This window comes from Luteipulveratus mongoliensis, from assembly GCF_001190945.1.
Classification (GTDB): Bacteria; Actinomycetota; Actinomycetes; order Actinomycetales; family Dermatophilaceae; genus Luteipulveratus; species Luteipulveratus mongoliensis.
The window spans coordinates 1,087,481-1,111,591 of sequence record NZ_CP011112.1 but is presented as its reverse complement, the minus strand read 5'-3'; the positions used below and the strand labels follow the sequence as shown (position 1 = coordinate 1,111,591).

Here is a 24,111-nt window from a genome sequence, read left to right as displayed (position 1 = left end):
ATCGGCCCGAACCCAGCCCATGTCATCGCGCCTCGGCTGGCTCCTCACGGTGTTCGCACTTCTGGGTGCGATGCTCCTGCCTATGTCCGGGGCTCGTGCCGCAGCGTCACCGGCCGGCGGCACCAGCGCCGCCGAGCGGGCCGCGAGCGCCGTGCTGCAGCGCACCATCGGCAAGCCCGCAGCGGCCCAGGTCGTCTTCCTGGTGCGTCCGGACGATCGGCCCGAAGCGTTCACCATCGGCGGCCGGCACGGTCGGGTCACCGTCTCGGCCAACTCCTCCAGCGCCGCACTCATGGGAGCCGGCTGGTACCTCAAATACGTCGTCCACGCCGACGTCAACCTGGGCAACCTGCACCCCCGCGTCCCCCATGTCATGCCGGCGCCGGGCGCACCGATCCGACAGCAGGCGAACGCCCGCAACCGGTTCGCGCTGAACGACACCCACGACGGCTACACCGACCCCAACATGAGCTGGGCCGGCTGGCAGCAGCGCATCGACCTGCTGGCCCTGCACGGCATCAATCAGGTGTTCATCTCGACCGGCATGGAGTCGGTCTACGCGCAGCTGTTCCAGAAGTACGGCTACAGCGCGGCCGAGATGCGGGCCTGGATCCCGCAGCCGGCGCATCAGCCGTGGTGGCTGCTGCAGAACATGTCCTCCGACCAGAAGCCACTCAGCCAGGCGCAGATCGACGGTCGCGCCAAGGTCGGTCGACAGATCACCGATCGGCTGCACCAGCTGGGCATGACTCCCGTGCTGCCCGGCTATTTCGGGACGGTCCCGATCGACTTCCAGGACCGCAACCCGTCGTCCAAGGTCGTGCCGCAGGGCGACTGGGTGGGCTATCAGCGCCCCGGCTGGCTGGACCCGACCAACCTGGTGTTCGCCAAGGTCGCCGCAGACTTCTACCGCATCTCTACAGAGGTGTACGGCGCCTCGACCGGCTACAAGATGGACCCGCTCCACGAGGGCGGCAAGCCCGGCGACGTCAACGTCACCGCAGCAGCCACCGCGATCGAAACGGCGCTGCGGCAGGCTCATCCGACCGCGACGTGGGTGCTGCTCGGCTGGCAGTCCAACCCGAGCGCAGCGCTGCAGGCCGGCATCAAGGACAAGTCGCGGATGCTGATCGTCGACGGGCTCTCCGACCGCTACTCCACGTGGGACCGTGACACCGCCTGGCCGGGCGCGCCGTACGCCTTCGGGTCGATCTACAACTTCGGCGGTCACACCACGATGGGCGCCAACATGCAGGTGTGGCTGGACCGCTACTACACCCAGCTCGCTCGACCGGGATCGCAGATGGATGGCATTGCCGTCATGCCGGAGGGCTTCGACAGCAACCCGGTCGCGTTCGAGCTGTTGGCCGAGCTGGCTTGGCAGCCAACGAAGTTCGACCTCACCACGTGGCTCAAGTCGTACGCCCTCGGCAGGTACGGCACGAGCGCGGCAGCGTCGGCGTGGGTCACCTTGAGCAAGACTGCCTACTCCACTCCGGCCGACGACTGGAGTGAGTCTCAGGACAGCATCTTCAACGCGCAGCCCAGCCTGACCGCCAACACCGCCGCGTCGTGGTCGCCCGGCCGAATGCGTTATGACGGAGCCGCTTTCGAGCGATCGTTGCCCCAGCTGCTGGCCGCCGCGCCGTCGGCGACCCAGCCCAAGGCGTACGAGTACGACCTCACGGATCTCACCCGACAGGCCCTGGACAACCGTGGCCGGGTCCTGCTGCCGCAGATCAAGAAGGCGTACGACCAGCGCGACTCCAAGACGTTCAACGCACTGACAACTCGCTGGATGAGCACACTCGGTCTGCTCGACCAGGTGACCGGCACCAGCCCCGACTTCCTCCTCGGCACGCATGTGAAGGCGGCGGAGGACGCCGGCTCGACGCCCGCTGAGTCCGCCACATTGCGGCAGGACTTCCTCAGCATCATCACTGTCTGGGGCAACCGTGCGGGCTTCGACGCCGGACTGGGCGACTACGCGAACCGTGAGCTGCAGGGCCTGATCAGCACCTACTACGCGCCACGGTGGCGCACGTACTTCAGCTCCCTGCAGACCTCGCTGAGCACCGGCAAGCCGCCGGCTGCCATCGACTGGTACGCCATCGGCGACGCGTGGACCAAGGCGCCGCATCGCTTCCCGACCACACCGACCGGCGACATCCGCAAGGTCGCCGCCACCGCCCTGTCGTCGCTGAGGTCAGACCCCTACACGACCACAGCGGCACTCAGCGCGAGCTCACCGACCGTGGCGCCCGGCGCTTCGGTCACCGTGACCGCAACCTTCAACAACGCCAACGGTTTACGGGCGCAGCGCGTCGGGGAGGCCACCCTTCGACTTCCGACCGGCCTCAGCGCGAAGGCCACGAGTCCGACGTCTGTCGGCGAGCTTGAGCCAGGCACGAGCGCCACCGTGACGTGGTCGGTCTCGATCTCCGACCCGGACGCCCTCACCGGCGTTCGAGCGCCTGTCACGTTGTCCGCGGCGGCCGGCAGCCAACCGCTGAGTGCCACCGTCGACCTGCTCGCAGGTAGCTCGCCCCAAGCGCCGTGGGCCACCGCCAAGAGCACCGACGCAACCATGGTCCAAGCCGGAGATGCCTTGGGTATCAGCGCATCTGGCGCCGACATGTGGGGCAGCACGCTGCAGTACGGATCGGCGTATCAGCGTGGCGTCGTGCACGACGGATCGGCCGTCGCTGTGCGAGTCGACTCGCAACAGTCTGCCGCTGCGCGACCGTGGGCACGCAGCGGCATCGTCATCGCCGGCGACCTGTCCACAGCACAGTCGCCGGGCCTGGTGGATCTCGCCGTGACTCCCGCCAACGGATGTGTCCTGTCCTGGGGCAGTGGTGCGACCGGCACCCTGAACACCTTCCGGCAGGTGACCGGCGTGTCAGCGCCCGTCTGGCTCCGCCTCACTCGGAAGGGCGCGACCTACGTCGGTGAGTGCAGTACGGATGGGCAGACCTGGCAGACGGTCGGCACCGCGACTCCGGGTGGAGTCGGCGCGGACGCCGACGCAGGCGTCTTCTCCTCGGCCGCGAACTCCGGTGCCACCGACCGCGTGACGGCGACCTTCAGCGGCTGGAGTGTCGTCGGTTGACCCGTGCCTGACCCGTTCACATCGGGATCGTGATCGTCGCGTTCGTCGGGCCGCCGGTCGGGCTGTCGATCGCGAACGATCCGTCGAATCCTTCGAGACGAGAAGCGATTCCGCGCATCCCCGTTCCATTGGCGAGGTCCGCTCCCCCGATGCCGTCATCGGTGACGACGATGGTCAGGTGAGTGTCGTCGTACGACAACCTCACCTCGGCCTGCGACGCCTGGCTGTGCTTCACGACGTTGGCGAGGGACTCGGCCGTGGCGAAGTACGCGGCCGTCTCCGTCGCCGGCGCGAGGCCGTCGGGGAGGCTGCCGGTCACCTCGACCGGGACAGACAGGTCCAGGGCGAGTGCGCGGATCGCGTCGGCGAGACCGCGGTCGGCCAGGACCGGCGGGTGGATGCTGTGCATGACCGACCGCAGGTCGTTGAGCGCGCCGACAGCCGTCGCACGAGCCTCGGCCAGTAGCTCCGCGGCCCGCGCAGGGTTGACGGTGATGAGCGACTCGGCCTGGCCGAGGTTCATCCCGAGCGACACCATCCGGGCCTGTACGCCGTCGTGCAGGTCGCGCTCGACCCGTTTGAGCTCGGCCGCCTGGCCCTCGAGGGCGCCGGTGCGGGTGCGGGCGAGGGTGTCGACCCGGTCCGCGAGCGCCCGAGCACTCTGCTCCGGGAGCTTGCGCAAGATCCTGCGGTGGATCAGCAGCAGAACGGCCATTCCAGCCATCGACCAGATCGGCCAGAACAGCCCACCACCGGAAAAGGCCCAGGCGACGATGTCCGTGGCCGTCAGGATCGAGCAGAGGCCGACATCCAGGATCCACCAGCGGCGCGGCCCGGCCGGCGTCCGCAGCACCCGGTTGATCACGAAGATGATCGCGAGGATGACGCCGAGCCCGAGCCATACCCAGCGCGGCCAGAAGTAGTGGTCCGTACCAATTGCGGCCCAGGCGACCCACGCCGCGGCGCCCAGCCCGACCGCCACCCCGATGAGGGTGACGACGGGTGGGCGCCGCAGCAGGTCGTGCAGGTTCATCGCTGTCCTTGGGGCTTGTAGACCAGGCGGCGCAGGGCCATCTCAGCCGGTCCACGGTAGCCGGACCGGTCCATGGCCCTCGCGCCGACGAGGGACAGGGCCCAGACTCCCACGGCTGCCAGCACCGCGATCTCGGTCGAGCCGCCCAGGTCGAGAGCGAACGGCGCGAAGATCAGCACCCAGCAGACGGACTGGAACAGGTAGCCGGTCATCGACCGCTGGCCGAGCGCGGACACCGAGCGGACGAACTCGTTCGGCTTGCGGTTGTTGCTGATTCGCAGGGCGATGAGGGTGATCAGTGCGACGTAGCCGGGGCCACCGAACTGACCGCCGACGGCGTGCAGCTGAGCCATCGCGTCCACGCTCGCGGCGTCGACGTGCAGCCAGCCACCGGCGACTGCGGCGTACGGAAGAGCACTGAGGACGGTGACGCTGAGTCCGACTGCTGCGACACCCTTCAGCAGGCGGGTGTGCGCGGCGGGGTTCTCCAGGATGCCCTTGCGAGCGGCCCACATCCCCGACCAGACGATGACGATGATCGGGATGACCGTGACGGTGTGCATGGGCCACTCGGCGATGCGGTCCATCATCGAGCCGATGTAGGAGCTGTTGGCCAGTGAGTTGTTCGTCGTGTTGGTGATCGTGGCGTTGCCCGGCGTGTTGCTGAGCACGGGGAGAGCCGTCAGGACGACGTACACCAGCTGGATTCCCCACAGCGCCACGGAGATTCGGTGGAACTTGTCGCTGCGTCGCACCAGGAGCAGTGTCGCGAGGATGCCGACGATGCCGTACGCGCCGAGGAAGTCTCCGAAGTAGAGGAGAGTCGCGTGGACGAGGCCGAAAGCGACGAGGAAACCGTTGCGCCGCAACAGGACTCGACGTGCATCTGTGCCGGCGGCTTCCTGTCGGCGAGCGATCTGGATCAAGCCGTAGCCGAACATCACGGCGAAGACCGGGTAGGCGCGGCTGTCGACGAGCGTCACCATGAGGAAGTTGATGACCCGCTGGAAGCCGTGCGGTGTGGGGTCAATTCCCGGCTGACTGGCGAAGGCGCAGTTGGCGGCGTTGGCGAGCGCGATGAACAGCAGCATCGCGCCGCGGGTGAGGTCGGGGGCGAGGGAGCGCTCGGTCCGGAGTACCGGTCCGCGCTGTACGGGGGCGGTTGTTGTGGTCATGTATCCAGCCTCGGCCGCAGCGGCCGGTGTCACGAGGGGGCTGGACCGCATCTTGCACAGGGGGCCTAAGCCCCCTACCCACCCGCCACCCGCCGGTCGAGTAGCCGAGCGCCCCAGGGCGACACCGCCGGTCGAGTAGGCGAGGGTCGAGTAGGCGAGGAACGAGCCGTATCGAGACCAGAGCCGTATCGAGACCAGGTGACCGCGTGCACCGGGTCTCGATACGCCTCCGCTAACGCTCCGGCTACTCGACCGGCGGGGTTCCGTCGGGGCGAGTGCGCCCAATCGGCTCGTACGTCGCCTCGTCGGGAGCCGTTCGTGCGCAGTGAGCAGTCACTCATCGTGTACCGATTCGAAACCTCCGCAGCCGCGCGGGCCAGGTCTCCCTGCAACGCACCGGGTCTCGATACGCCTCCGCTAGCGCTCCGGCTACTCGACCAGCGGTGGGCTGTGACACAACGGTGACAATGCTGTGGCGCAGCCGTGGCTCCGTTGCGGACGTACTGCGGCACACGCCCTAGAGCGTGAAGCCATGAACAACGCACGCACACACCGAATGCGGCCGCTCTGGCTGGTCGCTCCAGGACTCGTGGTGGTCGCCGTTCTACTCGGGGGAGCACTGATGCCACGCGAAGGACAGACGGACCCGTCGTCGGACCGCACGGGGGCCCAAGGCCTCCGCATCATGACGAGTGACAACCCGCCCGACAGCGACGAGCCCGCACCGCACACCACCACAGGGTCGAACGGCGCGGCGTACGGGACGAGGGCCGGTGACTTCCCTGGCCACCGAGCCGACATCGACTCCGACCTGCCCGGCGTGACCAAGCTCGACCCGGACCTCCGCAAGGCCGTCAACCGAGCCGAGAGCGGCATGGCCAGGGACGGCATCGCCATGTGGCTGACCTCCGGGTGGCGCACGGTGGCGTACCAGAAGCGGTTGTACGCCGAGGCCGTCCGCGATCACGGGCCGGCCTACGCAGAGAAGTACGTCGCGACTCCGGACAAGTCCTCGCACGTCACCGGGGACGCCGTCGACATCGGACCGACCGCAGCCGACAAGTGGCTGATGAAGAACGGCGCCGAATACGGCCTGTGCCGCGCGTACGCCAACGAGATCTGGCACTTCGAGCTGATCGCTGAGGACGGCCAGTGCCCAGAGATGAAGTCAGGAGCGACCGGATGAGCAGCCACACGTCAGAACGAATGACCTTGCCATACAACAACACTCGGCCCGATCGTACGAATGTCGCCGGCTACGTCGTCGGCGCCGCCTGCGCCTTCGCCGCCTTGCTGATGCTCTTCTGGTGGGCCGTCAACACCGCGGCCGGTCAGAGTGCCGACCACAGCATGATGGTCGACCTGCAGGCGTACAACTCACCCACTGTCATCCACTCGATTGAGCGGCTCGTCGGACGCCCTGTCCCGATCGCGGTGGCCTCCCTCGCCGTGGTCGTCGCCATCGGGATGACGGGTGCGCAGCGAGGTGCTCGGCTGCTCGGCGCGCTCGGCGCGATGGTCACGGTCCCGGTCGTGGCGGAGCTGGTCAAGGCGCACGTCGACCGCCCCGTCCTGAACGACATCGCCACGCACAACTCCTTTCCGAGTGGCACGACGGCCGCGTACGCCGCGCTCGCGACTGGCCTGACTTGCGTGGCTTGGCGGCCATGGCAGCAGGTGTTGGCCGCCTGCGCGTGGGGTGTCGCCGCCTTTGTCGGGGTTCTGGTGGTCATCATGGGATGGCACCGACCCAGCGACGCGGTCGCGGCCCTGCTGCTGGGGGCCGGGGTAACATGCCTGACGCTCGCGGGCGTTCGCGCAGCTGGACGGTCAGCAAGACCGCAACGCGAGCGGAGCGCGCCCGTCCGTCGCCAGTTCGAGGTAGCAGCAAGGGACTGAACGCATGGCAGACGTACTGCTGATCGAGGACGACACCTCGGTGGCGGCTGCTGTGGGGCTCGGGCTGCGGCGCCTCGGACACACCGTCGAGCACGTCCCCGACGGCCGCGGTGATCTCGCTCCTCTCCTCGCGCGCAACGAGGTGATCGTCCTCGACCTGGGCCTGCCGGGCGTCGATGGGTACGACGTGTGCCGGCAGGTCCGCGCGAGCGAGCCGACGTTCCCGATCGTCGTGCTGACTGCGCGCTCGGACGACGCCGACATCGTCGCCAGTCTCGAGGCCGGCGCCGACGACTACGTCGTCAAACCGGTCACCCCACGCGTCCTGGACGCGCGAATCAAGGCGGTGCTGAGGCGTACGCGGCCTCCCGTCGTCACCGAGACCGTCCATGCCGAGACGGTGACGTTCGGCGGGCTCAGCATCGACCACGCGGCGATGCAGGTGTACCTCGACGACGCGCTCGTCGCACTCACCCCGACCGAGCTGCGCACGCTCATCGCGCTCGCCGAGCACCCCGGCCGGCTCTACAGCCGCGACGAGCTGTACCGCATCGTGTGGGGCAGTGACCACCGTGGCGACTCGCGTGCAGTCGACACCGCGATGCAGCGGCTGCGGTCGAAGATCGACGACGACCCCAAACGTGCCCAATTCATCGAGACCGTACGCGGATTCGGGTATCGCTTCACCGGGCACCGGTGAGCTGAATGGCCTTCAGGCGCGCCGGGATCCGCACTCGAGCGGCACTCGCGTTCAGCTGCGTGGTCCTGGTGGTCGTCGGCGGAGTGTCCGCGGCTCTCATCTACACGGTCGGGCCGTGGATCTACTCCGTCACCCGCAGCCAGGCTGCCGAGCAGTTCCACAGCGAGGCGCAGCAGGTCCAGAGCGAACGTCCGAACAACATCAGCGACCTGCGGGATCTCCTGCCCTGGGACGTCACCGCCATCGTGGGCGACCGGGTCGTCAACGTGGGGACGGCGAAGCAGTCCGACATCAACCCGGCATTCAGGACCGGCGGGGACACGCCGCTCAAGGTCCGCAAGCTCCCGTGGGGCCCGAACCGGGTCATGCTCGGCACGGTCATCACGATCCGCGGCGCCCCGGGCGACGGTGGTGCCGGACAGCGCGTCGAGCTCTACTCGATCCGCCCGTTGCTCGGGGTCACGGACACGATCAAGTCCACGGTCAAGGTGGTCGCGTTGGTCAGCCTGGCCGCGCTCGTCCTCAGCGCGCTGCTCGCCGCCTGGCTCGCGGGCTTGGTCGTCCGTCCGCTACGTCGCCTCGATGAGGCTGCCGCGCGCGCTGCGAATGGCGACACGACCGTACGACTGCCGCAACAAGGCGTACCGGAGCTGGCTGAGCTGACCGCGACCTTCAACCAGATGATGCGCACCCACCAGAACCGCCTCGACCAGTCCAAACGGTTCGCTGCCGACGTCTCGCACGAGCTGCGTACGCCGTTGGCCGCCCTCGTGCCGGCGAGCGAGATCCTCGAGGAGGAGAAGGGCTCGATGAGCCCGGACGCGCAGGTCGCCGCCGGTTTGCTCATCGCCGAGTCCCGCAACCTCGCTCGTCTGGTCGACGACCTGATCGAGCTGTCTCGGTACGACAGTGGCCGGGCCGCCCTTCATCTGCAGCCGACCGACCTGGTTGCGTTGAGCCACAACACAATTCGGCACCGCGGGTGGCAAAACGACGTCTCGGTCGCGGCCACTCCGGGACGGATCCACGCCGACGTCGACCCGCGGCGGATCGAGCTGGTCGTCGCCAACCTGGTGGGCAACGCGGTGAGGCACGGGCAGCCGCCGGTGGTGCTGCGTCTGCAGGGTGATGCGACGCACGCCACCATCACGGTCGAGAACGCCGGGCCGGCGATCCCGGCGGAGGTGCAGGCTCAGCTGTTCAACCGCTTCTACAAGGGCGAGATCGCGCGCACCCGCTCCGAGGACCAGGGAGGCAGCGGACTCGGGCTGTCGCTGGTCAAGGAGAACGTCCAGCTGCACCACGGCACGGTCGCCGTCGAGAGCGTGGACGGACGCACCGCCTTCACCGTCCGCCTCCCCCTCCGCGCCGGCTGAGCCGCCCCACTCGTTGGTCGAGTAGGCGAGCCCCCAAGGGCGAGCCGTATCGAGACCAGGTGACCACGAACGCTGAGTCTCCCTGTGACTCTCCGGGTTTCGACTCGGGCTCGCGCCAGGGCGCTCGCCCGGCTCAACCAACGAGGTGCGGCTCAATGAGGGGAACCGCCCCACCAGACGAGGCAAGCGATCGGAAACGAGTGTCATCGCTGACTGTGCACTGCCCCGCAACCTGGGGCAGTGCACAGTCTCCGCAGGACCCCATCCAAAACCTGCGCCTCACCACATGGGGCACTGAAGCGCGCCCCTCCCGCCGGTCGAGTAGGCGAGCCCCCAAGGGCGAGCCGTATCGAGACCAGGTGACCGCGATGGGTGGGCTCAACCGTCGGTGCTGGCGCGGCCTTCGAGGTAGGCGAGGACGGCGAGTACGCGACGGTTGTCGTCACCGGTCACGTGCAGTCCGAGCTTGGTGAAGATGCTGTTCGTGTGCTTGCCGACGGCCTTCTCGGTGATCACCAGCGTCTCGCCGATCGCGGCGTTCGACCGGCCCTGAGCAACCAGCCCGAGCACCTCGCGCTCGCGCGGACTCAGCCGATCGAGAGGGAGCTGCCGCTGCTTGGCGTCCATCAGCTTGGCGACCACAGTCGGGTCGAGCGCCGTCCCTCCGCCGGCCACCCGGCGTACGGCATCGACGAAGTCCACGACGTCGGTCACTCGCTCCTTCAGGAGGTAGCCGACCCCGCCCGCGCCATCGGCGAGCAGCTCGCGGGCATAGAGCTGCTCGACGTACTGCGACAGCACGAGGATCGGCAGACCGGGCACCTGCTCGCGCGCGCTCAGCGCCGCGCGCAGGCCCTCGTCGGTGTGGGTGGGAGGTAGCCGGATGTCGACGATCGCGACGTCGGGACGCTGTCCGACCAGCTCACGCAGCAGCTGCGGACCGTTGTCGACCGCTGCGACGACCTCGAACCCGTGGTCCTGCAGCAGGCGCACCAAACCGTCGCGCAGCAGCGCCAGATCCTCCCCGATGACGACACGCACCCCCGCAGGCTATCCAGCGAGGGTGCGCGTCGGAGGCTCAGTCCGCCTGAACGATGCCCACCGACGTGCCGGCCCCGCCCGTCAGCTCGGCGTCCAAGGTCTTCTGCGCGACGTCCATCGCCTGCTGGTACCTCGGCTCGCCGAGACGACGCATGGCCTCCTCGAACGGCACCTCCTCGACCTGCGAGCTCACCCACCAGATGTTGCCGAACGGGTCTCGTACGCGCCCGCCACGCTGCCCGAACGCCTGGTCGAGCGACTCGGTCACGATCGTTGCTCCTGCCTCGACCGCGTTGCGCATCGTCTCGTCGGCGTCGTCGACCCAGATCCGCAGCAGCGACGGCATCACCGGCCAGCCCTCGCGACGGTCGAAGGCCAGGACGACCGTGTCACCGACGCGGATCTCCGCGTGGCCGATCGAGCCGTCGTCCATCGGCACCCGACCCTGCTCCTTGCCATCGAACGCGGCGCTCACGAAGTCCAGCCACGTCCCGGTGTCATCGGTGACCACCCACGGAGCGACGGTCGTGTATCCATCGGGCTGGCGCTCGTGCATGGCGATCTGCTCCTGTGCTCGTCGGTCCGCCCGGCTGCTGCGGCGGTGCCTCCGACGGTAGACACGGGAGCGGACAGCTTGTGTCCGCTAATCGCGGCCAGGCGAGGCGGCCGTACGCACGGGCCGGCTCAGCAGGAGACATCCACTCGTCAGGACCGTGAGTCCACTGGACGCTACGAAGATGACTGGTGCGCCGAATCGACCTGCCAGCCAGGCGAATACGCCGTTGGACACGAGGAGCGGCACCATCTGCACGAGCACGAACACCGACTGAAACCGGGACAGCTGGTCACGTGGGCTCGATGTCACGAAGAGCGGACCGAGATGGCTGGTGCACAGGGCGACCCCGACGCCGAGCACCACGGCACCGGTTGCGACGACGGCAGGTGAGCGTCCGGCGTACATCATGGCTGTCCCGATGGCGGCAACGAGCGGCGTCACGGCGCCGACCAGTCCCGCCCGCCGATGAGCGCCCACGCGCGCGATCAGCACCGTCACTGACAGCGTGCCCACGAACCAGCCACCCTCGATCCAGCCAGCGGCGGCGGCGTCCCAGCCGCGGTAGCGCACCAGCAATGGCACCCCCAGCCCGAACATCGGGAGCACGGCACCCGCGAGCAACCCCATCGAGCCGAGGACAGGACGCAGGAACGGGTCGGCCCACATCGCGCGTAGCGAGCTGGCGATGCCACCGAGGAGATGTCCTCCCTCTGAAGCGCTCGATGCGGACTCCAGCGGCGGACGTACCGCCAGCAGCACGATGAGCACGAGCCCGAACGTGACCGCGTCCGCCGTGGCCGCGCCGGCAAGTCCGACGGTGACGACCACCAAGGCGCCCAGGGCCGGTCCGGAGAGGTAGGCGATCTGGGAGAGGCCGGTACGCACCGCGAGCGCGCGGGAGATGTCGCCGCCGGCGACGAAGAGTCGCGGCATGGCGCCTGCCGCAGGGAGATAGAACGCGTCGACGATCCCGCTGATGGCGGCGATCGCCACGAGCAGCGAGACCGTGACGCCGTCCATCGCTGCTGCGAGGGCAACGGCGAGCGCGGCCGCGCACATCACCGCGTCGCCGGCGACCATGACCCGACGCGGCCCCCAACGGTCGGCCACCGCTCCGCCGACCAGCAGTAGAACGACGCGTGGCGCGATGACCATCGTGGCGACGAGGCCCGCAGTACCTTCACCGAATCCGCTGGCGTACCAGGCAGATCCGAAGGACAGTACCGCCGACCCGAGCGTGCTGACCGAGGCCGCCAACGTCCACGCCATGTATGAACGCGGGAGCGCGGCGCGCACCGCTTCCACGCTGGGCGCGACGGCAGCCTGGGTCATTGCTCCTGCGCCTCGTCGGCGCGTCGGGTCGGCATCACCAGCGTGGTGAAGGAGCCCTGGTCGGCGGACCGCACCACGACAGGACGATCGGTCGCAGAGGCCTCCAGCAGCACGTCCGGTCCGACACTGGTCGCGAGCGCGCCGGCCAGGAGCGCCGGCTGGAACGCGACGGCCATCGGCGCACCCGAGCAGGTGGCGGTCAGGCGTACGCCGTGCCGGTCGCCGTCGACGCGCAGGTCGAGGTGGTCGGGTCCGGAGGTCAGCACGAGCGGCTCGTCCGGTTCGGCCGCGAGGACCTCGTCCAGCAGGCGCTGCCGGTCCACGATCGCGCGACTGGTCGGCTCGGGCAGACCGGCGAGAATGGCCTGGTACGAGGGGAACTCGTCGTTCACGACCGCGATGACACGGACGTCGCCGTCAGCCTCCAGCTCGGCCGCGCCGGACGTTGCCCGGAGGCGGACGCGATGGTGCCGGCTGGCCCAGGACGCCAGCCCGACCAGCTCGTCCGCCGGCACGAGGAGCCGGCACGCGGGCCCGCCCTGCTCGGTCGCGGGGAGCGTACGCATCGCCATCCAGTAGCGGTCGGTCGCCACGACGACCAGCTCGTCCGGGGTGATGTCCAGCAGCACGCCGGTCAAGGCCGCGATCGACTCGTCCCGGGCGACGGCCGGTGACACCTGGCGTACGGCACTGGCCAGCTCCGGCCCGCCGATGACGAGAGTGGTGGGCTCGGTTGACCCGCCGTTGGCATCGGGCAACGCCGCGATGACGTCGTCAGCGACCTCGCGTGCCTGGTCCGCTCGATGCGCGCTCGACTCGACGTGTGCCCGGAGCACCCGCACGCCCTCGTCGCGCGGTCCGTCGAGAACGGCGCGAATCTCCTGCAACGGCAGATCGATTCGTCGAAGCCGACGGATCAGCACGGCCCGCCGCTCCTGCTCAGCCGTGTAGTAGCGGTAGCCCGACCGAGGATCGACGTCCGTGGGACGCAGTAGCCCGCAGTCGTCGTAGAACCGCAGCGCACTCGGGCTCAGCCCGACGAGGCGCGCGAACGAGCTGATCGTGAGGAGAGGTTCGGGTCCGGCCATGAGGACAGCCTTGACCTTCAAGCAGGACGAAGGTCAACTCCGGGCCCACCTGACCATGCTGGGCCGACCCAAGGTTTGACACTCATCGAACCCTGGCTACAGTCAAAGTTCGACAACCATCGAACGAGGAGCAGGCCGTGACTGAGTCAATCGGTGTGGGCATCGTCGGTGCGAGCGTGGATCACGGGTGGGCCTTCACCGCCCATGTCCCGGCGATCGCGACGGTCCCTCAGCTGCGCATCGCGGCCGTCTCGACGACCCGCGAGGAGTCGGCGCAGGAGGCCGCCCGCAGGACCGGAGCCCGACCGTTCACGTCGGCGAGTGACCTGGCGGCTTTCGACGAGGTCGACCTCGTGGTCATCTCGGTCAAGGTCCCCGCCCACCGCGAGCTGGTCGAGCAGGCCGTCGCCGCAGGCAAGCACGTCTTCTCGGAGTGGCCCCTGGGACTGACGACCGAGGAGGCCCGCCTGATGACGGATGCGGCCGCCCGTGCCGGCGTACGCGGGTTCGTCGGTCTGCAGGCGCGGATGGACCCCGCCGTCGGCTGGGCTCGCACGCTCGTCGCCGACGGCACCCTCGGCACCTTGATCGGCCTGTCGGTCCGGTCGTCGCGGGCCAAGGGCGGGCGCATCGACCAGCCCAACGCGTACACCGTCGACGTCCGCACCGGCGCCGGCAACGTCGAGATCCACGGCGGGCACCTGCTCGATCTGCTGCACCACGTCGTACCCGACCTCGCCGTCACGTCCGGCACGACCGACCTGGTCCGCACCGAGCTGCACAACGTGACGACCGACCAGCCGCTCATCGCGACCGCACCCGACGTCTTCACCGCACAGCTCACCCTCGGGTCGCACGGTCTCGGCGCGGCCACAGTCTTCGACGGCGACCCCGCGGCGGGCACCGACATCTGGCTGACCGGCACCGACGGCACGCTCCATCTCTGGTCCGCGGACGTCGAAGAGGCCCGGATGCGTCAGCCGCAGATGGCGCCGTTCCACGCCGAGCTCATCACTCGCGAGGGCCGGACCGCCCGCGCGCCTGAGACCACCGAGCTGTCGGTCGCGGCGCGCAACGTGGCCGCCCTCTATCGCGCGATCGCCGAGGACCTGACCACTGGTCGTACGACGGCGCCCACCTTCGCCGACGCCGTCGCCGTGCACGAGGCGATCGATCTCGTACGCCCGGCGACCGATCTCGTACGCCCGGCGGCCAGCCGCGTACGACCGGCGGTCGGTCACGTTCGTCGGTAACCCCACGGTGCCGCGCCGGTCCGATAGTGTCCGGCGCGGTGGATGGCCGGTCGGGGAGGCGCGGGATGTCGGATCGGGTGGGGTCTCGGTTCGGGATCTATGAGCTGCAAGCGTTGCTGGGCCGCGGTGGGATGGGTGAGGTCTACCGGGCCTGGGACACCGAGAAGGACCGCACCGTAGCGATCAAGCTGTTGCCGACGCGGTTGGGTGAAGACCCTTCGTACCGAACACGATTCGAACGTGAAGCGCGTACGGCCGCGTCCGTTGCGCACCCGCACATCGTGCCGATCCACACGTTCGGGCAGATCGAGGGTGTGCTGTTCATCGAGATGCCGTTGGTCACCGGCACCGACCTGTCCAAGGTGCTGGCCAAGGCCGGCCCGTTCTCCCTGAAGCGGACTGTGCACATCGTGGAACAGATCGCCGGCGCCCTGGACGCGGCGCACCGGGCGGGCCTGACGCACCGGGATGTGAAGCCGGAGAACATCCTGGTCACCGATGACGACTTCTGCTACCTGGCTGACTTCGGCATCGCCTCCCGCGCCGATGAGACGCGGCTGACCGAGTCGGCGGCGGTGATCGGGTCCTGGCGGTACATGGCGCCGGAGCGTTTCAGTGATCAGCCGGCCACCGCGGCGGCGGACACGTACGCGTTGGCGTGTGTGGCGTACGAGATGCTCGCCGGCACACCGGCGGTGCCGCACCAGGGTCGGGATGCGATCGTCGCGGCTCAGCTGCACGACTACCCGGCGCCGTTGCCGAGCCCGGTCACCCCGCAGGTGAACGCGGTGCTGCGTGGGGGGTTCGACAAGGACCCGGCGAAGCGGCCCGCGCAGACCGGTGAGCTGGCCCGGCAGCTACGCGCGGCCGTACCCGCGGACGGAACCACGCCACGGCGTTGGGGAGCGCTGCAGTGGACCGCGGCCGTGCTCGCGGTCCTGGCGGTCATCGGGGTGGGCACGACCATCGGTGTGAGAGTGCTGTCCGATGACGCACCTGAGTCGGTGGTGCTGCTGCCAGCCGATCGCACCACGGGCAACCCGTTCACCGACACCACCGTGAACCAGAAACCCTCCGACACCCTCGCCCAGCCCTACCTACGCCGCGACGGAACCCCCTCAACCAGTACGCCGGGCGGCGCAACGACAGCGGGCGGCGCGACGACACCGGCAGCGGTCGGCTCGGTCGGCGGGGACACCGCCGGTCTGTACGGAGTCCTCGACGGTGCCCAGCCGCCGTGCGACACCGCTCGCCTGGTCGCGATGATCACCAAGGACCCGGCTCGCGCCAAGGTGTGGGCCGGCCTGCTCGACACGACCGTGGCCAAGATCCCGCAGACCGTCGCTCGACTGACACCCGTGATCTTGCGGTCTGACACCTTGGTCACCAACTCCGACTACAAGCACGGCAAGGCCGTCACCTATCCCGCGGTGCTGCAGGCCGGCACCGCAGTGCTCGTCGATGACCGCGGTGTGCCACGGGTGAAGTGCAACTGCGGCAACCCTCTCGCGCAGGCCGCCGAAGCCAAGCTGCCGACCGCGATCACGGGCACGCGCTGGCCCGGATACACCGGCCACCCGGTCCGCGTCGCACCCGCCAAGGCCGCGGTTGCCTCGTTCGGCGTGACCCGCCTCGACACCGGCGCATCGGCGCCGCTGCGGAGCGGCTCGCCCTCCGCAAGCAGCACGAGCTCCCCGACCGCCACCGCACCCAGCCAGCCGACCGACTCGATCAAGCGGTTCAACTTCGGCAGCGCGACGTGGCGCGGCCAAGGGCTCGCGCCGGGCGGCACGGTGCGACTGACCCGCGGTATGTACACGTTGCCGGTGCCGGACCAAGGCGTCGAGTACACCTGGATCCCCGATCCGGCCACCACTCCGGTTTACAGCGACCTCAACGGTGATGGCTACCTCGACGCCGTAACGGGCCTGCGGGTCATGCGCTCACCGCTCGGTCAGCCAGGCACGACGCAGAACGACTGGTTCAGAAGCCTGCACGTGTGGGTCTGGGATCCGCAAAAACGTACGGCCGTGCAGATCACCAACCCTGCCCAGCTGGCCGCCACCGACAACTGCGGAAGCGAGATCGGCCAGCCCACGATCAGCGCGGGGACCGTGACCGTCAGCATCGGCAAGCGTTCCGCGCCGTGCGCCGATGTCAGCCGTCAGGAGATCTGGCGGGTGGTGCTGAGAGGGTCCCAACTGGTGGCCACGCAGTCACCCGGCGGTCGTGCCCTGCCGGCCAACTGACGCCACCCTCCAGCACAAATTGACTGGAGTAACAGGCATGAAGTGTTACTCCAGTCAATTTGTGTTGTGGGGCTAGATGACCGTGCGGTCGCGACCGTCCCAGTGCGGTTTGCGCAGGTCGCGCTTGAGCACCTTGCCCGACGGGTTGCGGGGCAGCGCCTCCATGAAGTCGACGCTGCGCGGGCACTTGTAGTGCGCCAGCCGTTCGCGGCTGTAGGCGATCAGCTCCTCGGCGGTCAGGCTCTGGTCCGGCGCCAGCGCCACGACGGCCTTGACGACCTCGCCCCACTTCTCGTCGGGTACGCCGATGATCACCGCCTCGGCCACCGCCGGGTGAGCGGCCAGGACGTTCTCGACCTCGGGCGCGTAGATGTTCTCGCCGCCGCTGATGATCATGTCCTTGATGCGATCCACGATGAAGACGAAGCCGTCCTCGTCGGCGTGGCCGAGGTCGCCGGTGCGCATCCAGCCGTCGCTGGTCTTGGCCTCTGCGGTCGCATCCGGGTTGCCGAGGTAGCCCTTCATCGTCTGTGCGGTGCGGAACCACACCTCACCGACCTGCCCGGGCTCGACGTCCTCCAGGGTCGCCGGATCGACGATGCGCATCTCGGCGCCGGGAATCGCCTGGCCGGCCGAGGTCAGCCGCTCCGGGTGCTCGGTGTCCCGATGCGCCTCCGGGGTCAGCCTCGAGATCACACCCGCGAACTCCGTCATCCCGTAGACCTGGACCAGGTCGACGTCAGGCCAGACCTCGAGGGCTCGCCGCAGCATCGGCAACGGCATCGGCGATGCGCCGTAGATGAGCTCGTCCAGCCCCGCGAACAACGCGATCGCGCCGTCGCCTGCTGCGAGAACCATGCCGACGACCGCAGGCACCAGAAAGATGTGCGTCACGCCCTGGCCCATCGCCGCCAGCAGGAGTGCCGGGTCGACCTCGCGGATAAGAATCAGGTGGGAGCCGCGCGCGATGCGACCCAGCGCATAGCAGGTGCCGCCAACGTGAAACAGCGGCATGGCCACCAGGGAGACGGAGTCCGGGGCCGCGTCGAGCTCGCCCTGGGAGAGGGCGCTGTGAGTGTTCAGGTTGCGGTGAGTGAGCTCGACACCCTTCGGGAACCCAGTCGTACCAGACGAATACATGATCAACGCCGTCTCATCAGCCTTGACCTCACGCAGCGGCTCGACCGGCTCGGCGCGCGCCAGCCACGGCTCATAACCGTCCGCGTCGCCACCCACGACGATCACACGTTGTACGCCGGTGAGCTGGTCCTTGATCGCGTCGTACGCCGGCAGCAGCTCGGCACCCACGAAGACGACCGTGGGTGCGGAGTCCTTGAGGACGTACGCGAGCTGGTCGCCGATGAGTCGCCAGTTGAGGATCGCGTGGGCGGCTCCGATGGCCGAGGCGCCGAGGCTGACCTCGATGCCGGCGAGGTGGTTCTTGTCGAAGGTCGCGACGCGGTCGCCCCCTGAGACGCCGAGCGCCAGCAGACCTCCGCTGACCTGATGCACCCGATCGCGGAACTCAGCCCAGGTCAGCGCCTGGTCCTGGAAGTCGATGGCCGGCGCATCGGGTTGCGTCTGCGCCCAGTGCTCGAGCTTGTCGGTGATCAGACGGTCGGTGGTCACGTTCAGACTCCCATCTCAAGGGTCTGGTCGAGCACGGAGGCCCACTGCCGCAGCACCTGGGTGCGGCGGCGTGAGTCGTCGGTCAGGATGTCGGCGAGGGCGAGGCCGCGCACCAGGTCGAGGGTCGCCATCACGGTCTCGCGTACGCCCTCGACGGACTCATCGAGTCCCAGCAGTTCAACCGTGGCGGCGTGCACCTCGCGGCCGAACCGCGCCTCGAGCGGGATCACCTTGGCTCGCAAGGCCTCGTCTGAGGACGCCGTCACCCAGACCTGAAGAGCGGCGCGGAACAGCGGCCCGATGTAGAACCCGCTGATCAGCTCGAGGACGGCCAGCGTGCGATCGGGCCCGTCCGGTAGCTCGGCCGCCTGGCCCCGCAACTCCTGACCGCGCTGCTCACCCATGTGGTCGACGGCCGCCATGAACAGCGCCTCCCGCGTCGGGAAGTGGTGCTGTGCCGCGCCGCGCGACACCCCGGCCCGCTCGGCGACCAGCCCGACGCTTGTCGCCGCCCAGCCCAGCTCGGCCAGGCACTCGACCGCGGTCTCGAGCAGGCGCTGCTGCGTCGCGCGGCTGCGATCCTGCTGCGGCTCGCGCGTCTTCGTGACTCTGGTCGAGGAGGTCATGGATCAGTCCAGGAAAATATCCGGGGCCAGCTCGCCGTCACCGGTGGCGTACGACGAGAGGTCGGTGACGCCCTCGGCAGCCAGCACCTCGTCATCGATCAGGAACTGTCCCGTCACCTCGCGTGGAGGTTTGGTGAGGATGGCGTACGCCGCGTCGGCGACGATCTCTGGCTTGCGGGACGTCGCCATCACCTGCTCACCACCGAGCAGGTTGAGCACCGCAGCGGTCGCGATCATCGTGCGCGGCCACAGCGAGTTCACTGAGATACCACGGTCTTTCAGCTCCTCGGCGAGACCTAGCGTCGTCAGGCTCATCCCGTACTTCGCGATCGTGTAACCGAGGTGGCCACCCGCCCACTTGGGGTCGAGGTTGAGCGGCGGTGAGAGCGTCAGGATGTGCGCGTTGCTCGACTTCTGCAGGTGCGGGAGGGCCGTCTTCGACAGCAGGAACGAGCCGCGACAGTTGATGTCCTGCATGAGGTCGTACTTCTTCATCGCCAGGTCCGGGGTCTTGGACAGGTCGATCGCGCTGGCGTTGTTGACGACGATGTCGATGCCGCCGAACTCGGCCACCGTCTGATCGACGGCCGCCTGCACCTGCTCGTCGTTGCGGACGTCACCGAGGACGGGCAGGGCCTGACCGCCCGCCTTGCGGATCTCATCGGCCGCGGTGTGGATAGTGCCCTCGAGCTTGGGGTGCGGCTGGTCGGTCTTGGCCAGGATCGCGACGTTGGCGCCGTCGCGGGCAGCCCGCAGCGCGATCGCGAGGCCGATCCCGCGACTGCCGCCGGACATCAGGATCGTGCGGCCTTGCAGCGATTTCATGCGCTTTCCTCCTGCGATGGGGCCCAGCGCGGCGGGCGCCGCTCCAGGAACGACAGCATGCCCTCGCGGGCCTCCTCGGAGCCGAACAGCCACGACGACAGCTCAGTCATCGCTCCCCCACCATCGGTGAGGGTCCGTCGTACGCCGGCCGTCGTGAGTCTCTTGGTCTCGCGCAACCCCTGCGGGGAAGCCTTGCGCAACGCGTCGAGGATGGCGGCGAGCCCGGCCTCGGCGTCCTCCCCCACGTCGGTCACCAGGCCGATCTCTGCTGCTGTCGCCGCGTCGAACTTCTCGCCCGTGAGGAAGTAGCGGGACGCGGCGCGGTTGGTCAGCCGCGGCAGCACGGTCAGCGAGATGATCGCGGGCGCCAGACCGAGCCGCGACTCGGTGAACGCGAACGTCGACTCCGGACCCGCGACCACCATGTCGCAGGCGCCGACCAGGCCGAGGCCGCCGGCACGGACGTGTCCCTTGAGGTGAGCGATGACGGGCTGTGGCTGGTCGATGATCAGCCGCAGCAGGTGGAGCAGCTGAGTCGCACCGTCGCTCATCGACCCGCCGGACGCCTCCGTGAGGTCCGCGCCCGCACAGAAGGTCGTCCCCGTGTGCGTGAGTACGACGGCCCGCACGGACGTATCGCCTTTGGCCGCCTGTAGGCGATCTTTCAGCTGGGTCACCAGCGCACTCGACAGAGCGTTCCGGTTGTGCGGCGAGTCAAGGGTGATCGTGGCAACACCTGCATCAACGGCAAGTGTTACCAACGAATTTGAAGTGTCCGTCATCCGTAAGACTTTGGCAGACCCAGTGAGTGCTGGGCGACGAAGTTGAGAATCATCTCCCGGCTGACCGGCGCCACCCGCGCGATCCGCGACGAGCTGAGCATCGAGGCGAGGCCGTACTCCCGGGTGAGGCCGTTGCCGCCGTGCGTCTGGATCGCGTTGTCCAGCGCCGCAATGCTCGCCTCCGCGGCGGCGTACTTGGCGATGTTGGCGGCTTCCCCCGCGCCGAAGTCGTCGCCCGCGTCGTACAACGTGGCGGCCTTCTGCATCATCAGCTTGGCCAGCTCGATCTCGACATGGCTCTTGGCCAGCGGGTGCGCGACGCCCTGGTGCGTGCCGATCGGCTTGCCCCAGACCTCACGCTCCTTGGCGTACGCCGCTGCTCGGTTGAGCGCGAACCTTCCCGCCCCGACGGCGATGGCTGACGCCATGATCCGCTCGGGGTTGAGGCCCGCGAACAGCTGCATCAGCGCGGCGTCGCCCTCGCCGATCAGCGCTTCCTTGGGGAGCCGGACGTCGTCCAGGAAGATCGTGAACTGCTTCTCCGGCTCGTGGATGTCCATCTCGATGGGCTTCGCGTCGAACCCCGCAGCGTCCGTCGGCACCGCGAACAACGCGGGCCGGAGCTTGCCGGTCTTCGCCTCCTCGGTCCGCGCGACGATCAGAACCGCATCGGCCGTGTCGACACCGGAGATGAAGACCTTCTGGCCCTTGAGCAGCCAGTCGTCGCCGTCCCGACGTGCCGTCGTGGTGATCTGGTGCGAGTTGGAGCCGGCGTCGGGCTCAGTGATGCCGAACGCCATGATCTTCGATCCGTCAGCGAAGCCCGGGAGCCACTGCTTCTTCTGCTCATCGGTGCCGAAGCGGCCGATGATCGTCCCGCAGATCGCCGGCGACACGACCATCATCAGCGGCGGGCAGCCGTTGGTCGCCAGCTCCTCGAGGACGACCGAGAGCTCGTAGATACCGGCCCCGCCACCGCCGTACTCCTCGGCGATGTTCACGCCCAGGAACCCTGCCGCGCCGGCATCCGCCCACAGCTCGGTCATGCTCTCGTGGGCGCGAGCCTTCTTGTCGTGGTACTCCCAGCCGTACTTGCTCGCCAGCTGGCCCACTGACGCGCGCAGCGCGACAACCTCCTCGGACTCCACGAACTGCAGCCCCTGGGATTCACTCATGCGCTCTCCTTCTGAGTCGTTTGTCGCGCTCCTTCTCCGGTCGGCGTCGCAGGCTCCTCCGAGCCGGCATCGTCGCCGCTGGGAGATACGACGGCCAGCACGCTGCCGACCTCGACGTGCTGGTTCTGGGTGACGGGCAGCTCGGTCACCACGCCGGTGGTAGGCGCCGCGATGGTGTGCTGCATCTTCATGGCTTCGAGCACCAGCAACGGCTGGCCCTCGGTCACCTCGTCACCCGCTGCGACCAGCACGGACATCACGACGCCCGGCAGCGGTGCGACCAGGGATCCCGGGGCGACGCTCGACGTCGGGTCGGGGAACCGCTCGACCGCCACCAACGACACCGACCCCAGCGCCGAGTCCACGTAGACATGGCCTTCGTCTCGATACGGCTCCGCTAGCGCTCCGCCTACTCGACCAGCGGCTCCGCTGGTCGAGTAGGCGAGCCCCCCAGGGCGAGCCGTATCGAGACCAGGCGACGAAACCTCGAAAACCCTTCGTACGCCTGCCACCTCGAGCACGACCTCATCCGGCGCACTGCTGATCAGCGTGACGTCGTCACGACCGTCGAGTCGCAGTCGACCCCGGTCAATCCGATAAGCGACCTCATGCTCCTGCTCCCCGACGTACGTCTTCCGCTGCGGTTGCGAGGGCAGGTTGCGCCATCCGCTGGGCAGGCCCGGCTGTACGCGTGCGGTTGCCTGCCGCCGCGCCGCGTCAGCAAGCGCCGCCGCGACCGCCGAGAGCGCCTCGGCGTCCGAATCTGCCAGGGGCGCAGCGAGCTTCGCCAGACCGTGCGTGTCGAAGAACGCCGTGTCCGTCTCGCCCGCAAGGAACGCCTCGTGCCGCAGCACCCGGACGAGGAGATCGCGGTTGGTGCGCACGCCGTGGATCCGCGCGCGGCTGAGCGCACCGGCCAGTGCCGCGGCCGCGTCGGACCGTCGCGGCGCCCACGAGATCACCTTGGCCAGCATCGGGTCGTAGAAGACGCTGACCTCCGATCCGCTCTCGACACCCGAGTCGAGACGGACACCAGCACCATCCAGATCACCGAACTCGCTTCGTACGCCAGGGATCTCAAAGCGGTGCAGCGTGCCGCTCTGCGGCTGCCACTGCTGCGCCGGGTCCTCCGCGTAGAGCCGGACCTCGATCGCGGCGCCGTTGGAGCTCGGCTGAACCTCCGGGAGCGGAACGCCGCGCGCCACGTCGATCTGTAGGCGTACCACGTCAGTTCGCGTGGTGAGCTCGGTGACGGGATGCTCGACCTGGAGCCGGGTGTTCATCTCCAAGAAGAAGAACCGACCCTTGTCATCCGCGAGGAACTCAACGGTGCCGGCGCCTTCATAGCCAATGGCCTGCGCCGCCTTCACGGCAGCGTCGAAGAGCTGCTCCCGCATACCGTGACGTGTTCCCTTTGGACGACCCTCCTCCTCCGGCCGAGGTCGCAGGCTCCCTCCGGCCGGCATCGCCGTCTCGCTAAGCCGCTCAACGAGAGGCGACGGCGCTTCCTCGACGACCTTCTGGTGCCGCCGCTGGATCGAGCACTCGCGCTCACCGACGGCCCACACCGTGCCGTCGCGGTCTGCCATCACCTGGACCTCGATGTGATGCCCGGACTCGATGTAGGGCTCGCAGAACACAGTCGCGTCACCGAAGGCCGACTTCGCCTCAGCCCGTGCGGCGTTCAGCTCGGCGGGCAGATCGGCCAGCGCGCGCACCACGCGCATGCCGCGACCACCGCCACCGGCAGACGCCTTGACCAGGACCGGCAGATCGCTCTCGGTGATCGCCTCGGGATCGAGGTTGTCGAGCAGCGGGACACCGGCGTCAGCCATGATCCGCTTGGCCTCGATCTTGGAGCCCATCGCGTCAATCGCCTTGGGAGGCGGTCCGATCCATGTGAGGCCCGCATCGATCACGGCCCGCGCGAAGTCGGCGTTCTCGGACAGGAATCCGTAGCCGGGGTGCACAGCGTCCGCACCCGCGCGCTGCGCGGCCTCGACGATCAGCTCACCGCGCAGGTAGGTGTCGGTGGGCGCGGTGCCGGGCAGTCGTACGGCCGCATCGGCCTCACGGACGAACGGTGCGTCGACGTCCGCATCGGAGTAGACCGCCACCGTGGACAGCCCGAGATCTCGACACGTCCGGAACACCCGCCGCGCGATCTCCCCGCGGTTCGCCACCAGCACAGATCTCATAGAGGCCACACCTCTCCACCACCGCCGGTCGAGTAGGGCGAGCCGCTAGGCGAGCCCGTATC

19 protein-coding genes are annotated in these 24,111 nt (G+C 68.8%); 7 read left to right on the top strand and 12 right to left on the bottom strand.

Features of this window, described 5'->3' with window-relative positions; all coding sequences use genetic code 11:
• Positions 1 to 19 precede the first annotated feature (19 nt).
• A complete protein-coding gene (locus tag VV02_RS05165) occupies positions 20 to 3,112 on the top strand; it encodes an alpha-N-acetylglucosaminidase (protein ID WP_052590294.1) in 3,093 nt (1,030 codons plus the stop codon).
• A 16-nt stretch (positions 3,113 to 3,128) separates the two neighbouring features.
• Here VV02_RS05165 and VV02_RS05160 read toward each other — a convergent pair whose 3' ends face one another.
• Both VV02_RS05160 and VV02_RS05155 read right to left on the bottom strand, forming a co-directional pair.
• Complete coding sequence (locus VV02_RS05160; RefSeq protein ID WP_052590293.1) at positions 3,129 to 4,145, bottom strand: sensor histidine kinase; 1,017 nt, start codon at positions 4,143 to 4,145, stop codon at positions 3,129 to 3,131.
• Complete coding sequence (locus VV02_RS05155) at positions 4,142 to 5,320, bottom strand: DUF418 domain-containing protein (RefSeq protein ID WP_052590292.1); 1,179 nt, start codon at positions 5,318 to 5,320, stop codon at positions 4,142 to 4,144. The genes VV02_RS05160 and VV02_RS05155 overlap by 4 nt, the downstream gene beginning before the upstream one ends.
• 532 nt (positions 5,321 to 5,852) lie before the next feature.
• Between VV02_RS05155 and VV02_RS05150 the strand changes: the two genes are divergently transcribed.
• The 4 genes from VV02_RS05150 to VV02_RS05135 are packed head-to-tail and all read left to right on the top strand — an operon-like array spanning position 5,853 to position 9,295.
• Positions 5,853 to 6,506: a M15 family metallopeptidase gene (locus tag VV02_RS05150; protein WP_083449922.1), complete on the top strand. Its 654-nt coding sequence runs from the start codon at positions 5,853 to 5,855 to the stop codon at positions 6,504 to 6,506.
• Complete coding sequence (locus VV02_RS05145) at positions 6,503 to 7,219, top strand: phosphatase PAP2 family protein (RefSeq protein WP_083449921.1); 717 nt, start codon at positions 6,503 to 6,505, stop codon at positions 7,217 to 7,219. Before VV02_RS05150 ends, VV02_RS05145 begins: the two co-directional genes overlap by 4 nt.
• 4 nt (positions 7,220 to 7,223) lie before the next feature.
• A complete protein-coding gene (locus VV02_RS05140; protein ID WP_052590289.1) occupies positions 7,224 to 7,919 on the top strand; it encodes a response regulator transcription factor in 696 nt (231 codons plus the stop codon).
• A 5-nt stretch (positions 7,920 to 7,924) separates the two neighbouring features.
• Entirely contained in the window at positions 7,925 to 9,295 is a 1,371-nt protein-coding gene (locus VV02_RS05135) for a HAMP domain-containing sensor histidine kinase (RefSeq protein WP_052590288.1), read from the top strand.
• Positions 9,296 to 9,673: 378 nt separating this feature from the next.
• On the opposite strand, the gene VV02_RS05130 is transcribed toward VV02_RS05135, so the two are convergent.
• From VV02_RS05130 to VV02_RS05115, 4 genes are all read right to left on the bottom strand, one after another.
• Positions 9,674 to 10,336, bottom strand: coding sequence for a response regulator (locus VV02_RS05130; protein WP_052590287.1), 663 nt, complete (start codon positions 10,334 to 10,336; stop codon positions 9,674 to 9,676).
• Between the two features lie 37 nt (positions 10,337 to 10,373).
• A complete protein-coding gene (locus VV02_RS05125; protein ID WP_052590286.1) occupies positions 10,374 to 10,892 on the bottom strand; it encodes a VOC family protein in 519 nt (172 codons plus the stop codon).
• 87 nt (positions 10,893 to 10,979) lie between these two features.
• The gene (locus VV02_RS05120) at positions 10,980 to 12,224 is read right to left on the bottom strand and encodes an MFS transporter (RefSeq protein WP_052590285.1); all 1,245 of its coding nucleotides are present in this window, start codon (positions 12,222 to 12,224) and stop codon (positions 10,980 to 10,982) included.
• Positions 12,221 to 13,312, bottom strand: a complete 1,092-nt coding sequence (locus tag VV02_RS05115) for a DNA polymerase III subunit beta family protein (protein ID WP_083450472.1) — start codon at positions 13,310 to 13,312, stop codon at positions 12,221 to 12,223. The genes VV02_RS05120 and VV02_RS05115 overlap by 4 nt, the downstream gene beginning before the upstream one ends.
• A gap of 137 nt (positions 13,313 to 13,449) precedes the next feature.
• On the opposite strand from VV02_RS05115, the gene VV02_RS05110 reads away from it, so the two are divergent.
• Positions 13,450 to 14,565, top strand: a complete 1,116-nt coding sequence (locus tag VV02_RS05110; protein WP_052590283.1) for a Gfo/Idh/MocA family protein — start codon at positions 13,450 to 13,452, stop codon at positions 14,563 to 14,565.
• A gap of 65 nt (positions 14,566 to 14,630) precedes the next feature.
• A complete protein-coding gene (locus VV02_RS05105) occupies positions 14,631 to 16,814 on the top strand; it encodes a serine/threonine-protein kinase (RefSeq protein WP_052590282.1) in 2,184 nt (727 codons plus the stop codon).
• Positions 16,815 to 16,886: 72 nt separating this feature from the next.
• Here the strand turns inward: VV02_RS05105 and VV02_RS05100 are convergent, their stop codons facing one another.
• The 6 genes from VV02_RS05100 to VV02_RS05075 are packed head-to-tail and all read right to left on the bottom strand — an operon-like array spanning position 16,887 to position 24,049.
• Positions 16,887 to 18,443 (bottom strand): long-chain-fatty-acid--CoA ligase, encoded by a 1,557-nt coding sequence (locus VV02_RS05100; RefSeq protein WP_218917350.1) that lies wholly within the window; start codon positions 18,441 to 18,443, stop codon positions 16,887 to 16,889.
• Positions 18,444 to 18,445: 2 nt separating this feature from the next.
• Positions 18,446 to 19,069 carry a TetR/AcrR family transcriptional regulator gene (locus tag VV02_RS05095; protein ID WP_052590280.1) on the bottom strand — a complete coding sequence of 208 codons (624 nt, stop codon included), beginning with the start codon at positions 19,067 to 19,069 and terminating at the stop codon, positions 18,446 to 18,448.
• A 3-nt stretch (positions 19,070 to 19,072) separates the two neighbouring features.
• On the bottom strand, positions 19,073 to 19,894 hold the full coding sequence (locus VV02_RS05090) for an SDR family oxidoreductase (RefSeq protein WP_052590279.1): 822 nt from the start codon (positions 19,892 to 19,894) through the stop codon (positions 19,073 to 19,075).
• The gene (locus VV02_RS05085) at positions 19,891 to 20,676 is read right to left on the bottom strand and encodes an enoyl-CoA hydratase family protein (protein ID WP_052590278.1); all 786 of its coding nucleotides are present in this window, start codon (positions 20,674 to 20,676) and stop codon (positions 19,891 to 19,893) included. The genes VV02_RS05090 and VV02_RS05085 overlap by 4 nt, the downstream gene beginning before the upstream one ends.
• The gene (locus tag VV02_RS05080; RefSeq protein WP_052590277.1) at positions 20,673 to 21,851 is read right to left on the bottom strand and encodes an acyl-CoA dehydrogenase family protein; all 1,179 of its coding nucleotides are present in this window, start codon (positions 21,849 to 21,851) and stop codon (positions 20,673 to 20,675) included. Before VV02_RS05080 ends, VV02_RS05085 begins: the two co-directional genes overlap by 4 nt.
• A complete protein-coding gene (locus VV02_RS05075) occupies positions 21,848 to 24,049 on the bottom strand; it encodes an ATP-binding protein (protein ID WP_052590276.1) in 2,202 nt (733 codons plus the stop codon). Before VV02_RS05075 ends, VV02_RS05080 begins: the two co-directional genes overlap by 4 nt.
• Positions 24,050 to 24,111 lie beyond the last annotated feature (62 nt).

Coding starts and splice junctions, on each gene's coding strand:
- VV02_RS05165 (WP_052590294.1), top strand. CDS start 20: ATGTCATCGCGCCTCGGCTGGCTCCTCACGGTGTTCGCACTTCTGGGT.
- VV02_RS05160 (WP_052590293.1), bottom strand. CDS start 4,145: ATGAACCTGCACGACCTGCTGCGGCGCCCACCCGTCGTCACCCTCATC.
- VV02_RS05155 (WP_052590292.1), bottom strand. CDS start 5,320: ATGACCACAACAACCGCCCCCGTACAGCGCGGACCGGTACTCCGGACC.
- VV02_RS05150 (WP_083449922.1), top strand. CDS start 5,853: ATGAACAACGCACGCACACACCGAATGCGGCCGCTCTGGCTGGTCGCT.
- VV02_RS05145 (WP_083449921.1), top strand. CDS start 6,503: ATGAGCAGCCACACGTCAGAACGAATGACCTTGCCATACAACAACACT.
- VV02_RS05140 (WP_052590289.1), top strand. CDS start 7,224: ATGGCAGACGTACTGCTGATCGAGGACGACACCTCGGTGGCGGCTGCT.
- VV02_RS05135 (WP_052590288.1), top strand. CDS start 7,925: ATGGCCTTCAGGCGCGCCGGGATCCGCACTCGAGCGGCACTCGCGTTC.
- VV02_RS05125 (WP_052590286.1), bottom strand. CDS start 10,892: ATGCACGAGCGCCAGCCCGATGGATACACGACCGTCGCTCCGTGGGTG.
- VV02_RS05120 (WP_052590285.1), bottom strand. CDS start 12,224: ATGACCCAGGCTGCCGTCGCGCCCAGCGTGGAAGCGGTGCGCGCCGCG.
- VV02_RS05115 (WP_083450472.1), bottom strand. CDS start 13,312: ATGGCCGGACCCGAACCTCTCCTCACGATCAGCTCGTTCGCGCGCCTC.
- VV02_RS05105 (WP_052590282.1), top strand. CDS start 14,631: ATGTCGGATCGGGTGGGGTCTCGGTTCGGGATCTATGAGCTGCAAGCG.
- VV02_RS05095 (WP_052590280.1), bottom strand. CDS start 19,069: ATGACCTCCTCGACCAGAGTCACGAAGACGCGCGAGCCGCAGCAGGAT.
- VV02_RS05090 (WP_052590279.1), bottom strand. CDS start 19,894: ATGAAATCGCTGCAAGGCCGCACGATCCTGATGTCCGGCGGCAGTCGC.
- VV02_RS05085 (WP_052590278.1), bottom strand. CDS start 20,676: ATGACGGACACTTCAAATTCGTTGGTAACACTTGCCGTTGATGCAGGT.
- VV02_RS05080 (WP_052590277.1), bottom strand. CDS start 21,851: ATGAGTGAATCCCAGGGGCTGCAGTTCGTGGAGTCCGAGGAGGTTGTC.
- VV02_RS05075 (WP_052590276.1), bottom strand. CDS start 24,049: ATGAGATCTGTGCTGGTGGCGAACCGCGGGGAGATCGCGCGGCGGGTG.